Genomic DNA, 13,571 nt, shown 5'->3' on the forward strand with positions numbered 1-13,571 from the left:
AAGATGCACTAGGCCTGGACGAAGTCCGGACCCGCGCCTTTAGACGCGAGCCCGGGGCCCGTGGGTTATACCCTAAGAGCAAACCACCCTTTTTAAGGGTGGTTCTGATTGTGAAGGTTATGTCGAGACGCGAGGACTTTCTTCCATTACAATCTCTTCGTGTTGACAAAGCCAATGACACACTGGTAACATTTTCGCTCGCGCCATGGCTGAGACAGTCTTGGCCATGACCCATCAGGAGGAAAGCAATGCGTACCATGGTTACCCTCGCCTGCACTGAGTGCAAGCGCCGCAATTACACCACGGACAAGAACAAGCAGAACAATCCTGAGCGCATGGAGCTCAAGAAGTACTGCCCGTGGTGCCGTAAGCACACCCTGCACAAGGAGACCCGCTAGTCTCCAACACCCCACAGGCCAGTAGCTCCAATGGTAGAGCGGCGGTCTCCAAAACCGTTTGTTGTGGGTTCGAGTCCTACCTGGCCTGCCAGCAGCCTCACCGGCCTCCCATTGGGGGAGGCCGGTTTCTATGATTGTACGAAGCCCGCCCGAAGGGAATGAGCATGGCCAACAAGGATCGCCAGAAGAGGAGCGTGCGCAAGGCGCGTGCCGCCGAGCGTAAGGAGCTCGAGGAGAAGCACGCCATTTCCTCGGCCAATGGCTCCAAGAAGGCAACCCCGGCGCCTGCTAAGGCTCAGGCCAAGAAGAGTGAGCCCAAGAAGGTCGGCTTCTTCGGTCGTATCAAGAATTGGTTCAAGGATGTTAAGACCGAGATGGGCCGCGTTACTTGGCCGTCCAAGTCTGAGCTCAAGAACTATTCTGTCGCGGTCATTGCCATGCTCGTCGTCTTCGGCGTCGCTGTTTGGCTTGTCGACACTGGTGTCGTCGCCGCTCTCATCGGCTTTACCGGACTGAGGGGTTAAGACTATGGCGAAGCGTTGGTATGTCGTTCACACCTACTCTGGCTATGAGAATAAGGTTAAGAACGACCTTGAGCACCGCATCGAGACCTACGGCCTCGAGAATGTCGTTGTCGACATCAAGATCCCGACCGAAGAGGTCACTGAGATCAAGGACGGCGGCAAGCGTGAGACGAAGGAGAGCAAGGTCTTCCCAGGCTATATTCTCGTTCGCATGGAGATGGACGACAACTCGTGGTCTGTCGTTCGCAACACCCCTGGCGTGACCGGCTTCGTTGGCGTTGACGGCAAGCCTGCTCCTCTTTCCCGCGAGGAGTTCAACAAGATCATGCGCCGCAGCACGCCTCGCGCGGGTGCTCCGGTGCCGCATCGCACTGCGACCAACCTTGAGCCCGGCATGACCGTCCGCGTGCTCTCTGGCCCCCTTGCTGACTTTGACGCTCAGGTCACCGAGGTCAACGCCGAGGCCGGCAAGGTCAAGGTCGTTATGATGATTTTTGGCCGCGAGACGCCTGCCGAGCTTACGCTCGACCAGGTCAGCGTCATCGCCTAAGACTGGCAATCCCGCGGGCCTCTTTCGGTGAGGAAAGCTTCTGAGGACCGCGCACTAGATAGCTCGCTTTTAACACGTTATTTAATCAGGAAGGTATGACCATGGCTGAGAAGAAGGTTGTTAACCTCATCAAGCTCCAGATTCCCGCCGGCGCTGCTAACCCCGCGCCCCCGATCGGCCCGGCCCTCGGTGCCGCTCAGGTCAACATCATGCAGTTCTGCCAGGCGTTCAACGCCGCCACGGCAGACAAGAAGGGCGACATCATCCCCGTTGAGATCAGCGTCTACGAGGATCGTTCCTTCACCTTCATCTGCAAGACCCCGCCTGCGGCTCACCTGATCAAGAAGACCCTCGGCCTCAAGGGCGGCTCGGGCGTTCCCCAGCGTGACAAGGTCGGCCAGCTCACCCAGGAGCAGCTCACCCAGATCGCCGAGACCAAGATGCCGGATCTCAACGCCAACGACATCGAGGCCGCCAAGAAGATTATCGCTGGCACCGCTCGTTCCATGGGCGTCACCATCGCTGAGTAGCTCTTTCGCTTTGCCTCGTCCCTTTTCGGGCGAGGCTTTGCCCTGACTGGGCACCTAGGTAATCCGCCGGCGCAAGTCGGCTCAAGCGCGGTCTTGAGACCGCACGATGTGGGAGGGCGCCAGCCCGTTGACCACATGGAGGATAGAACATGTCTAAGCACGGTAAGAAGTACGCTGCCGCCGCTGCCAAGGTTGAGGCCGGCAAGCTCTACACCCCGAAGGCCGCCGCGGAGCTCGTCAAGGAGATTTCCTTCGCCGGTTTCGACGAGACCATCGAGGCTACCTTCCGCCTCGGCGTCGACACCCGCAAGGCTGACCAGAACATCCGTGGCTCCATCGCGCTGCCCCACGGCACCGGCAAGACCGTCCGCGTTGCCGTCTTCGCCGAGGGCGAGCAGGCTCGTGCCGCCGAGGAGGCCGGCGCCGACATCGTTGGCTCCGACGACCTCGTCGCTCAGATTCAGGCTGGCAACATCGACTTCGACGCTGCCATCGCCACCCCGCCGATGATGGCCAAGGTCGGTCGTCTCGGTAAGGTCCTCGGCCCCCGTGGCCTCATGCCGAACCCCAAGCTTGGCACCGTCACCATGGACGTCGCCAAGATGGTCGGAGAGCTCAAGGCCGGTCGTGTCGAGTATCGCGCTGACCGCTACGGCATCTGCCACGTCCCGGTGGGCCGCGTGTCCTTCCCGGTCGAGCAGATCGTCGAGAACTACGGCGCTCTCTACACCGAGATTCTCCGCGTGAAGCCCGCCACCGCCAAGGGCAAGTACGTTAAGTCCATCGCCCTTGCTTCCACCATGGGCCCTGGCGTCAAGGTTGACTCTTCCGTCACCCGCGCCTTCCTCGAGGCCTAAATCTCACCTAACGTGCGCCGCATAATTGGCGTGTAGGAGATTTGAATTTGATGCAGCCGCTTGACTCTTAGTCAGGCGGCTGCAATCATATTGACTGTTCAGCACATAGCACGTCCGCTGCCAGAGACAGCCGGTGCCCAATCGGGCCTAAGGGGTTCGTCCCGCCTGCCGAGGTGGTCCAACGAGTGAAACTCTTGCGACCCCGTCTGGCCAAGCGCCGGCGGGGTCTTTTGTTCTCCTCGAGCGAAGTCCCGCCTACTGGCGAGACGTGCACGTTCGCTCGAGGGGAGGTGCAACTATGCCAGCCAAGTCCAAGATCGATATGCTCGAGAAGGTCAACAAGTCCCTGGAGGCTTCCAGCGGCCTGTTCGTCATCGACTATCGCGGCCTCTCCGTCAAGGAGTCGCAGGAGCTTCGTCACGCTCTTCGTGAGGCGGGCGCGGAGATGAAGGTCTACAAGAACAACATCGTCCGTCTCGCGCTCAAGAACGCCGACATGCCCGCGATTGATGACTGCCTCGAGGGCACCGTCGCCTGCGTGTTCTACGAGAGCGACCCTGCCGCCGCCGCCAAGGCCATCAAGGAGACCTCCAAGAAGCTCAATAAGATTGAGTTCCGTGGTGGTATCACCGATGGTCGGGTCGTCTCCGCTGAGGAGGTCATCGCTATCGCTGACCTTCCCTCCAAGGAGCAGCTCCTCGGCCAGATCGCCGGTCTCATCAACGGTTTCGCGCGCGACATCGCCGTGTGCGTCAACGGTGTTTCCTCCGGTCTCGCCCGCTCGATCCAGCAGGTTTCCGAGCAGAAGGCTGCCTAGGCAGTCTTGCGGCCTAGCCGCAACCCGTAGGCGCAATCGCGCTTCGGATCAGACTAACCTCATGCAAGCTGCATGAGCCACGAAAGGAATTTAGCAATGGCTAAGCTCACCACCGATGAGATCATCGACGCCCTTAAGGAAATGACCCTTCTCGAGGCTTCCGAGCTCGTCAAGGCCATCGAGGACACCTTTGGTGTCTCCGCCGCCGCTCCTGCCGCCGTCGTCGCCGCCCCTGCCGCCGGCGAGGCCGCTGCCGAGGAGAAGACCAACTTCGACGTCGTGCTCGAGGGCTTCGGCGACAACAAGATCGCCGTCATCAAGGTCGTCCGCGAGCTCACCAGCCTTGGCCTGAAGGAGGCCAAGGAGGTCGTCGAGTCCGCCCCCAAGGCCGTCCTCGAGGGCGCCAAGAAGGAGGACGCCGAGGCTGCCAAGGAGAAGCTCGAGGCTGCCGGCGCTGCCGTCTCCCTTAAGTAACTTCTAGCAGGCTTGATGCCTGCCGCTTAGGTTCGAACTAGATTCGAACTATGAGTCAGTTACGAAGCCCCGCATCGAGAAATCGGTGCGGGGCTTTTCTGTTTACAGCCGTTCTGTTGGCATGGGTGAGCATCGATGGATGCAGTGGGGGAGTGGTAGAAGCAAAAGAGAGAAGTCGCCAAGCGGTAGTGCGCGGCACTTGAGCGGTAGAGAGGACGACTGCTCACAGGTCCTTCATAACCAGAGGTCGCCGAAAACGGCAAAGGTGCAGGAAAGAGCTAAAGATCGACAAAATAGTTGAAAAAAATAATGAAGTCAAGACTGTTCATTGACGAAAGACTTGAGCTTCGTTAGATTATTAGGTTGCGACAACTGCCGCCATATGCCATGTTGAAGGAGGAAATGCCTGGTGCGTACCGCTAAGTCTACTACCACCTCCGCAGTCAAGCACGATCGCGTGAGCTTTTCCAAGATCGCCCCCGCGATGGAGCTCCCCAACCTGATTAGGATCCAGAAGGAGTCGTTCGAGCGCTTCATGACCGATGGCCTTGCCGAGGCTTTTGCCGAGGCTTCGCCCATCGAGAACAACGCTGGCACGATGGAGATCACCTTCGGCGAGCACCAGTTTGGTGATCCCGCCAACACGATCGCCGAGTGCCGCGCCAAGGACATGTCGTATCAGGCCCCGCTCCTGGTCGACGTCCGCTTCGTTAACAAGGAGACCGGCGAGATCAAGGAGCAGCTCGTCTTCATGGGTGATTTCCCCCTGATGACCGAGCGTGGCACCTTCATCATCAATGGCACTGAGCGCGTCGTCGTCTCGCAGCTCGTCCGTTCGCCGGGCGTGTACTTCGCTGCCGAGATGGACAACGGCGTTCAGGTTCACCGCGTCCAGTTCATTCCTGCCCGCGGCGCCTGGCTCGAGTTCGAGGTCGACAAGCGCGGCCAGCTCGTCGTCTCCATCGACCGTAAGCGTCGTCAGAGCGCCACGATGTTCCTTCGTGCCCTCGGCATCGCCGAGAGCGACGAGGAGATCATCAACCTCCTTGGCGATTCTGAGATTGTGCGCTCCACGCTCGAGCGCGACGTCGCCCAGACCCGCGAGGACGCCCTCATCGAGATTTACAAGCGTCAGCGTCCCGGCGAGCCGCCCACTGTCGACTCCGCCCGCAGCCTGCTCGATGGCCTGTACTTCAACGCTCAGCGCTATGACCTCGCGAAGGTCGGCCGTTACAAGATCAACAAGAAGCTCGGCATCGACGTCGACGCCTCCGAGTCCGTTCTCACGGCTGAGGATCTCGTCTGCGCCCTTCGCTATCTCCTGGCCCTTCACGCCGGTGACCCCACCAAGAAGGTCGACGACATCGACCACTTCGGCAACCGTCGTGTCCGCACCGTGGGTGAGCTCGTCGCGAACCAGTTCCGCATCGGCATGAGCCGCATGGAGCGCGTCGTTCGCGAGCGCATGGCCGCCCAGGACGCCGATGACATCACGCCGCAGAGCCTGATCAACATCCGCCCGATTGTGGCTGCCATCAAGGAGTTCTTCGGCTCCTCGCAGCTCTCTCAGTTCATGGATCAGTCCAACCCGCTGGCTGGCCTGACCCACAAGCGCCGTCTCTCGGCCCTCGGCCCGGGCGGCCTCGCCGGCCACAAGTCCGGTTCCAGCCGTCGTACCAACGTCCCGACCGCCGTCCGCGACGTTCACAACTCGCACTATGCTCGCATGTGCCCCATCGAGACCCCCGAAGGCCCGAACATCGGCCTCATCGGCTCGCTGGCCCTCTACGCTCACGTCAACGACTTCGGCTTCATCGAGGCCCCGTATCGCAGGGTCGTCGACGGTAAGGTCACCGATCAGATCGACTGGATGACCGCAGACGAGGAAGAGGATCACGTCATCGCGCCGGCGAACACGCCGATCGACCCGAAGGACGGCTCCTTCATCGCTGTTGACGAGGACGGCAACCTCTACAATCCCAAGCGCGTCGTCGCCCGTACCCGCGACTTCGACGGCTCCTTCGGCGCCCCTGCCGAGTGCCCCGTCTCCGAGGTCGACTACATGGACGTCTCGCCGCGCCAGCTCCTCTCCGTGGCTGCCACGCTCATTCCGTTCCTCGAGCACGACGACGCTAAGCGTACCCTCATGGGCGCTAACATGCAGCGCCAGGCCGTGCCTCTGATTCACGCTCACGCGCCGTACGTCGGCACTGGCATGGAGGCTCGCGCCGCCCTCGATTCCGGCGACATCATTGCCGCCGAGTTCGACGGCACCGTTCTTGAGGCCGACGCGGCGCACATCGTCGTCGAGGGCCCGAAGGGTCCTGTGACGTACGACCTCCCGAAGTACCAGCGCTCTAACCAGAGCACGTGCATCAACCACCGCCCGATCGTTCACGCCGGCGAGACGGTCAAGGCCGGCCAGCCCCTCGCTGACGGTCCTTCGATCGACCACTCCGAGCTCGCCCTCGGCGCGAACCTCACCGTGGCCTACATGCCGTGGGAAGGCTACAACTACGAGGACGGCATCGTCGTCTCCGAGCGCGTCGTCCAGAATGACCTGCTCACCTCGGTGAACATCTCCCGTCACGAGATTGATGCCCGTGACACCAAGCTCGGCCCCGAGGAGGTCACTCGCGAGATCCCGAACCTGGGCGAGGACATGCTTGCCAACCTCGACGATGACGGCATCATCCGCATCGGCGCCGAGGTCGGCCCTGGCGACATTCTCGTCGGCAAGGTCACGCCCAAGGGCGAGACGGCTCTCACTTCCGAGGAGCGCCTGCTCCGCGCCATCTTCGGCGCCAAGGCGCACGACGTCCGTGATACCTCGCTGAAGATGCCTCACGGTGCCTATGGCCGCGTTGTTGACGTCGTCCGCTTCAGCCGCGAGGCTGGCGACGACCTCCCGCCGGGAGTCAACGAACTCGTTCGCGTGTTCGTCGCTCAGCGCCGCAAGATCCAGCAGGGCGATAAGATCGCCGGCCGTCACGGCAACAAGGGTGTCGTCTGCCGTGTCCTGCCGGTCGAGGACATGCCCTACATGGCCGATGGTACACCCGTCGACGTCCTGCTCGACCCGCTGGGCGTTCCGTCCCGTATGAACGTCGGTCAGCTGCTCGAGTGCCACCTTGGCTGGGCTGCCGCCAACGGCTGGGACATGGAGGACGCCAACTCCGACAAGTACATCCCCGGCCCGATCCCCGTTGCGACTCCGGTCTTCGACGGTGCCACGGCCGACGAGGTCGCCGAGGCCATTCGTCGCACCAACATCAACCTGGTGAACCGTGCCCGCGAGCGCTTTGGCGAACACATGGACGAGACCTTCGTGCCGCAGCTCAACAGCTTTGGTAAGACCACCCTCTATGACGGTCGTACCGGTGAGCCCTTCCGTGACAAGATCACCGTGGGTACCTCCTACATCCTGAAGCTCGGCCACATGGTCGACGACAAGATCCACGCTCGTTCGACCGGCCCGTACAGCCTCGTCACCCAGCAGCCGCTCGGTGGCAAGGCCCAGTTCGGTGGTCAGCGCTTCGGTGAGATGGAAGTTTGGGCGCTGTATGCCTACGGCGCTTCCAACGTCCTCCAGGAGATCCTCACCGTTAAGTCCGACGACACGAACGGCCGCGTGAAGACCTACGAGTCCATCGTCAAGGGCGAAAACGTCCCCGAGGCCGGCATCCCCGAGTCCTTCAAGGTACTCGTCAAGGAGATTCGCTCCCTCGCTCTTGACATCGAGCCGATCTCCTACAAGAAGCGTGCCGCCAAGGCTGCCGCCGAGGTCAGCGCCGAGAACCCGGTCGACGTCTTCGCCGACGCCGGCTCTGCCGATGACCTGATCGGTGCCTCCGTCGACCTCAACTCCTCCGACGAGGAGCCCGAGCTCGTCGCCGAGACCACGAACGAGAAGGAGTAGCGAACCGTGGCAGATTTCGATACCACTGACTTCGACGCCATTAAGATCTCCCTCGCCTCTGCCGATGACATCCGCAGCTGGTCGCACGGTGAGGTCAAGAAGCCCGAGACGATCAACTACCGTACGCTCAAGCCGGAGAAGGACGGCCTGTTCTGCGAGAAGATCTTTGGCCCGGTCAAGGACTGGGAGTGCGGCTGCGGCAAGTACAAGGGCATTCGCTTCAAGGGCATCGTCTGCGAGCGCTGCGGCGTTGAGGTCACGAGCGCCAAGGTGCGTCGTGAGCGCATGGGCCACATCGAGCTCGCGGCTCCCGTGAGCCACATCTGGTACTTCAAGAGCCCGAACTGCTTCCCGCTGTCGCGTCTGCTCGACATGAAGTCCAAGGACCTCGAGAAGGTTCTCTACTTCGCGAGCTACGTGATCACCAACGTCGACACCGAGGCCCGCGAGGCCGACGCTGCCGACCTCAAGGAGGAGCTGGCCGCCGACCTCGAGCAGCTCGACGCCGAGCGCGACGAGCAGATCGAGCGCATGCGTGCTGACCAGGCCGAGGGTATCGTCGACGAGTTCAACGGCGACGACGTCCTGACCGATGACGAGCTCGCTGCCGCGATCGTCGACCTTCGCGAGGAGTATGAGGAGGAGAAGCAGCTTCGCTCTGAGGCTTACGAGAAGTTCATGCAGCTCGAGCCGCGTGAGCTCATCTCCGACGAGAGCCTCTTCCGCGAGATGAAGCGCTACTACTCCATCTACTTCCAGGGCGGCATGGGCGCCGAGGCCGTTCGCGACCTTCTCCGCGCCGTCGACCTTGAGAAGACCGCGGTTGAGCTCCGCGCCATCATCGCCGACGACAAGGGCCAGAAGCAGCGTCGCGAGAAGGCCGTCAAGCGCCTTGAGGTCGTTGATGCCTTCCTCGAGGGTCACAATGACCCTGCCAACATGATTCTTGACGTCATTCCGGTCATCCCGCCCGACCTGCGCCCGATGGTGCAGCTCGACGGCGGCCGCTTCGCCGCGTCTGACCTCAACGACCTCTATCGTCGTGTGGTCAACCGCAACAACCGCCTGAAGCGCCTTCTTGACCTCGATGCTCCCGCGATCATCATCAACAACGAGAAGCGCATGCTCCAGGAGTCCGTGGACGCGCTGTTCGACAACGGTCGTCGCGGCCGTCCCGTCACTGGTCGTGGCGGTCGTCCGCTCAAGTCGCTCGCCGAGGCCCTCAAGGGCAAGCAGGGCCGCTTCCGTCAGAACCTGCTTGGTAAGCGAGTCGACTACTCCGGCCGTTCCGTCATCGTCACCGACCCGCACCTGCTTCTTCACCAGTGCGGCCTCCCCAAGACGATGGCCCTCGAGCTCTTCAAGCCGTTTGTCATGCGTCGCCTCGTCGAGCTCGGCAAGGTTGAGAACATCAAGGGCGCCAAGCGTGCCATCGATCGCAGCCTTCCCGCCGTTTGGGACGTGCTCGAGGAGGTCATCGACGGCCGTCTCGTGCTCCTCAACCGTGCACCTACGCTGCACCGTCTGTCGATTCAGGCTTTCGAGCCGGTCCTCGTCGAGGGCAAGGCCATCCACCTGCACCCGCTCGTGTGTGCCCCCTTCAACGCAGACTTCGACGGCGACCAGATGTCGGTTCACGTGCCGCTGTCCACGAAGGCCCAGACCGAGGCTCGCGTCCTCATGCTCTCGAGCAACAACCTGCGTTCGCCTGCATCCGGCAAGGTCCTGACCGTTCCTTCCCAGGACATGGTCTTCGGCGTTTACTTCCTCACGACGGAGAAGAACGACATGCCGGGCGAGGGTCACGTGTTCGCCAACTTCGACGACGCGCTCGCTGCCTATGATTCGCGTGTCGGCATCGACATCCAGGCCAAGGTCATCGTCCGCGTCTCCGCGGCCGACGCCAATGCCGAGGTCGACGGCCGTAAGATCTTCCGCATCCGCACCGCTTGGGGCAAGGAAGAGGACCTCGACGTCACCGACAAGCCGGCTCGCTTCGAGACCACCACGGGCCGCATCATCTTCAACCGTCAGTGCCTGCCCGCCGATTACCCCTTCATCAACTACAAGATGGTGAAGAGCGACATGGGCAAGCTCGTCAACGACTGCTGCGACCGTTATCCGCTCGCTCGCGTCGAGCCGATCCTGGACGCCATCAAGTTCGCTGGCTTCCACTTCGCCACGCGCGCCGGTCTGACCGTGTCCGTCTGGGACGCTGTCATCCCGGGCTGCAAGGAGCACATGCTCGCCGAGGCCCAGGCCAACGTCAACGAGATCAACGAGTACTACGAGGACGGCTTCCTCTCTGAGGCGGAGCGTCACGCTGAGGTCGTTAACGCTTGGACCGAGTGCACCGAGGCCCTTGGTAAGGCAATGCTCGAGGGCTTCGACGACGACAACCCCATCTACATGATGGCCGACTCCGGTGCTCGTGGTTCTAAGACGCAGCTTCGTCAGCTCGCCGGTATGCGAGGCCTCATGGCTGATATGTCCGGTGACACGATCGACCTTCCCATTAAGGCGAACTTCCGTGAGGGCCTGCTCCCGCTCGAGTACTTCATCTCGACCTACGGCGCTCGTAAGGGCCTCGTCGACACCGCGTCCCACACGTCTGACTCCGGTTACCTCACGCGTCGTCTCGTCGACGTCGCGCAGGACGTCATCGTTCGCGAGGAGGACTGCGGCACCGCCGAGGGCGTTTCCTACGTCCTGGTGAAGCCCGGCACGACCGACCTCAACGTTGACCTTGTCGGCCGTTGTGCCCTCAACGACGTTATCGACCCGAAGACCGGCGAGGTTCTCATCCCGAAGGACGGCTACATCGAGTCCGCCGCTGACATCCAGCGCCTTGTCGATGCCGGCCTCAAGAAGGTTGAGCTCCGCGCGCTTCTCACCTGCCGTTCCAAGAACGGTGTCTGCCAGAAGTGCTATGGCTGGGATCTCTCCACGCGTCGCCCGGTCAACGTCGGCACCGCGGTTGGCATCATCGCCGCCCAGTCCATCGGCGAGCCGGGCACCCAGCTCACGATGCGTACGATTCACTCCGGCGGCGTCGCAGGCGTCGACGACATTACGCAGGGCCTGCCTACGGTTGGCCGTATGTTCGACGTCGTCGGCAACGTCAACGAGAAGATCCTCGGCCGCGAGGCTGACCTCGCTCCGCTCTCCGGTAAGCTCACCATCTCGCCGGAGCAGACCGAGTACCTCGTCCGCATCGTCGACATCGACGACCCGACCCGCATCCTCGACGAGAAGCGCATTCCCGCGAGCGCCCGCTTCATGCCGGGCATCGAGGATGGCTGCGAGGTCCGCGCCGGTGACCAGATCACCAAGGGCTTCGTGAACTTCCGCAACCTGCGCAAGCTCACCGACATCGAGTCGACCATGCACACGTTCGTCGAGAGCGTCAAGGACGTCTACACCAGCCAGGGCGTTGAGCTGAACGACAAGCACATCGAGGTCATCGCCCGTCAGATGCTGCGTCGCGTCCAGATCACCAACCCGGGTGACTCCAAGTACCTCATGGGCCAGTACGTCGACCGCTACGAGTTCGCTGACACCGTCAACGAGATCACCCTCGCCGGTGGCGTCGCCCCCGAGGCCGAGCCCGCGATCCTCGGTACCCTCAAGGTCGCCAGCTCCATCGACTCCTGGCTCTCCAGTGCGTCGTTCATCCGCACGGCTGGCGTCCTCACCGAGGCCGCCATCTCCGGCGAGGTCGACAACCTCATGGACCTGAAGTCGAACGTCATCGTCGGCAAGAAGATCCCCGCCGGTACCGGCCTTGCCGCCTACAACGACGTCGAGCTCACCTACCGTGGTCAGAAGATCGACGGCCCGACGAGCCCGCTTGCGAAGAGCCTGCCCGACTGGGCTCCCGAGCAGCTCAAGGAGGTTGAGGAGCAGCTTCCCCAGCAGCTTGACTGGGTTGGCGACGAGTATGGTTACCCGGGCGTCTACTCGAAGAACGGCCGCACCCTCTCCAGCGAGGATGCCAAGCTCTATCTCTTCGACGACCTCGGCGTGTCGCAGCGTTGGACCAACAAGTTCGGCGAGGTTGGCATCGAGACCGTGGGCGACCTCATCGGTAAGACCGAGGACGACCTCCTGCATATCGACGGCATTGGCGCCAAGGCGATTCAGGAGCTTCGCGACGGCCTTGAGGCTCGCGGCCTGCTCTACATCCTCGAGCCTGAGGATGAGGGCGCTGACGACGAGGACCTGTCTCAGCTTCTGAACATGGTCTTCTCGCCTGACGGAGACTCGGATATTCTCCTCGGCTCCGCCGCCCCGTCGGCACACCACTTCGACTCGGAGGACGAGCTCATTGGCGCTCCTGCCGAGAGCGGTCAGAAGGCCGATGTTATCAACGAGGGTCTCGACTCCCTTGATGCGCTTCTTTCCCAGGTCGTCCGCCACGACGACTCGATGGACGAGGACGACGAGTAGTCTTTAGTTCGCCGTCGTTTACGAAAATTTAAAGACCGGGAGGGCCGCGGAGTTATTCCACGGCCCTCCCGTTTTATATAGAATTCAACTATCTGTTGGGGGGGCAAATTGAATATGAAAGGGGGCCATGTACAACCATGAAGGGGGATACCAGAAACCAGTACTCTTACGAGGACAAAGTTGGCGCCGTCAAGGCGCACATCGAAGGCGGTATGACGTCTACGAGTGCCATGGATGCTTATGGCGTCAAGAGCAAGAGCGCCTTCTTCAGGTGGTGCTCGACCTATAGGGAGGAAGGCGCCGAAGCCTTGCGCCCTAAGAAGAGGGGTAGGCCTCGCAAGGCCTAATGGTCTTTAGAGAGCATGCAGTGTAAAGTGGGACGACCTCGATCCGGGGCGCCCCATTTTTTGTGCCGAATAACGGTCGGGGAGATGCTTATAGCTCCTGAGAACAACGAGCTACGTGTAACGTGTTGCGAATGTGAAGATGGATACGCCCGGCCCCGTGGCTTTTTGACACATGAATCTAGCACGAGTAATCTTCTCACTTGCGCCAATCCGGGGTGACGTCGTGCTGCGTCGCCTTCAAGTATGTAATCAGCACAGGTCTAGATAGGTATGAAGGAGAGAAGCTTTGCCTACTATCAACCAGCTTGTCCGTCAGGGCCGCACCACGATCAAGAGCAAGTCCAAGAACGCGGCACTCAAGCACAACCCGCAGAAGCGCGGCGTTTGCACCCGTGTCTTCACCACCACCCCCAAGAAGCCTAACTCCGCTCTTCGTAAGGTCGCCCGTGTGCGCCTCGTGAACGGCGTCGAGGTTACCGCTTACATCCCGGGCGAGGGCCACAACCTCCAGGAGCACTCGATCGTGCTCGTCCGTGGCGGCCGTGTCCGTGACCTCCCTGGTGTCCGCTACAAGATCATCCGTGGTGCCTACGACTGCGCCGCTGTCCAGGATCGCAAGCAGGCCCGTTCCCGCTACGGCGCCAAGCGCGGCTAAACCAGCCCAGTACCAGTAACTACCACGCCCGAACGTCTGGGCTTATTTCGT

The 13,571-nt window shown here is 61.7% G+C and carries 11 protein-coding genes and 1 tRNA gene; all 12 read left to right on the forward strand.

The window, feature by feature from the left end:
• The first annotated feature begins 248 nt into the window (after positions 1-248).
• Entirely contained in the window at positions 249-398 is a 150-nt protein-coding gene (gene rpmG, locus ACTQ1Z_RS00005) for a 50S ribosomal protein L33 (RefSeq protein WP_293814392.1), read from the forward strand.
• Between the two features lie 15 nt (positions 399-413).
• Positions 414-489: transfer RNA gene (locus tag ACTQ1Z_RS00010), tRNA-Trp, on the forward strand.
• Between the two features lie 73 nt (positions 490-562).
• Positions 563-922 (forward strand): preprotein translocase subunit SecE, encoded by a 360-nt coding sequence (secE, locus tag ACTQ1Z_RS00015; protein WP_293814393.1) that lies wholly within the window; start codon positions 563-565, stop codon positions 920-922.
• 4 nt (positions 923-926) lie between these two features.
• On the forward strand, positions 927-1,472 hold the full coding sequence (gene nusG, locus ACTQ1Z_RS00020; RefSeq protein ID WP_441857732.1) for a transcription termination/antitermination protein NusG: 546 nt from the start codon (positions 927-929) through the stop codon (positions 1,470-1,472).
• 101 nt (positions 1,473-1,573) lie between these two features.
• On the forward strand, positions 1,574-2,002 hold the full coding sequence (gene rplK / locus ACTQ1Z_RS00025) for a 50S ribosomal protein L11 (protein WP_293814395.1): 429 nt from the start codon (positions 1,574-1,576) through the stop codon (positions 2,000-2,002).
• A gap of 149 nt (positions 2,003-2,151) precedes the next feature.
• Positions 2,152-2,859: a 50S ribosomal protein L1 gene (gene rplA, locus ACTQ1Z_RS00030; protein WP_343005253.1), complete on the forward strand. Its 708-nt coding sequence runs from the start codon at positions 2,152-2,154 to the stop codon at positions 2,857-2,859.
• Between the two features lie 298 nt (positions 2,860-3,157).
• Entirely contained in the window at positions 3,158-3,676 is a 519-nt protein-coding gene (gene rplJ / locus ACTQ1Z_RS00035; RefSeq protein ID WP_441857736.1) for a 50S ribosomal protein L10, read from the forward strand.
• A 96-nt stretch (positions 3,677-3,772) separates the two neighbouring features.
• The gene (gene rplL, locus ACTQ1Z_RS00040; RefSeq protein ID WP_073296321.1) at positions 3,773-4,150 is read left to right on the forward strand and encodes a 50S ribosomal protein L7/L12; all 378 of its coding nucleotides are present in this window, start codon (positions 3,773-3,775) and stop codon (positions 4,148-4,150) included.
• Positions 4,151-4,559: 409 nt separating this feature from the next.
• Positions 4,560-8,069 carry a DNA-directed RNA polymerase subunit beta gene (gene rpoB / locus ACTQ1Z_RS00045; RefSeq protein ID WP_441857740.1) on the forward strand — a complete coding sequence of 1,170 codons (3,510 nt, stop codon included), beginning with the start codon at positions 4,560-4,562 and terminating at the stop codon, positions 8,067-8,069.
• A 6-nt stretch (positions 8,070-8,075) separates the two neighbouring features.
• Positions 8,076-12,518: a DNA-directed RNA polymerase subunit beta' gene (locus ACTQ1Z_RS00050; RefSeq protein ID WP_441857742.1), complete on the forward strand. Its 4,443-nt coding sequence runs from the start codon at positions 8,076-8,078 to the stop codon at positions 12,516-12,518.
• A 137-nt stretch (positions 12,519-12,655) separates the two neighbouring features.
• Entirely contained in the window at positions 12,656-12,865 is a 210-nt protein-coding gene (locus ACTQ1Z_RS00055) for a helix-turn-helix domain-containing protein (protein ID WP_293814400.1), read from the forward strand.
• A gap of 286 nt (positions 12,866-13,151) precedes the next feature.
• On the forward strand, positions 13,152-13,520 hold the full coding sequence (rpsL, locus tag ACTQ1Z_RS00060) for a 30S ribosomal protein S12 (RefSeq protein ID WP_293814401.1): 369 nt from the start codon (positions 13,152-13,154) through the stop codon (positions 13,518-13,520).
• Positions 13,521-13,571 lie beyond the last annotated feature (51 nt).

Origin of the sequence: Parolsenella sp. LCP21S3_E11 (genome assembly GCF_052118165.1) — a bacterium.
In the GTDB taxonomy this organism is placed as follows: Bacteria; Actinomycetota; Coriobacteriia; order Coriobacteriales; family Atopobiaceae; genus Parolsenella.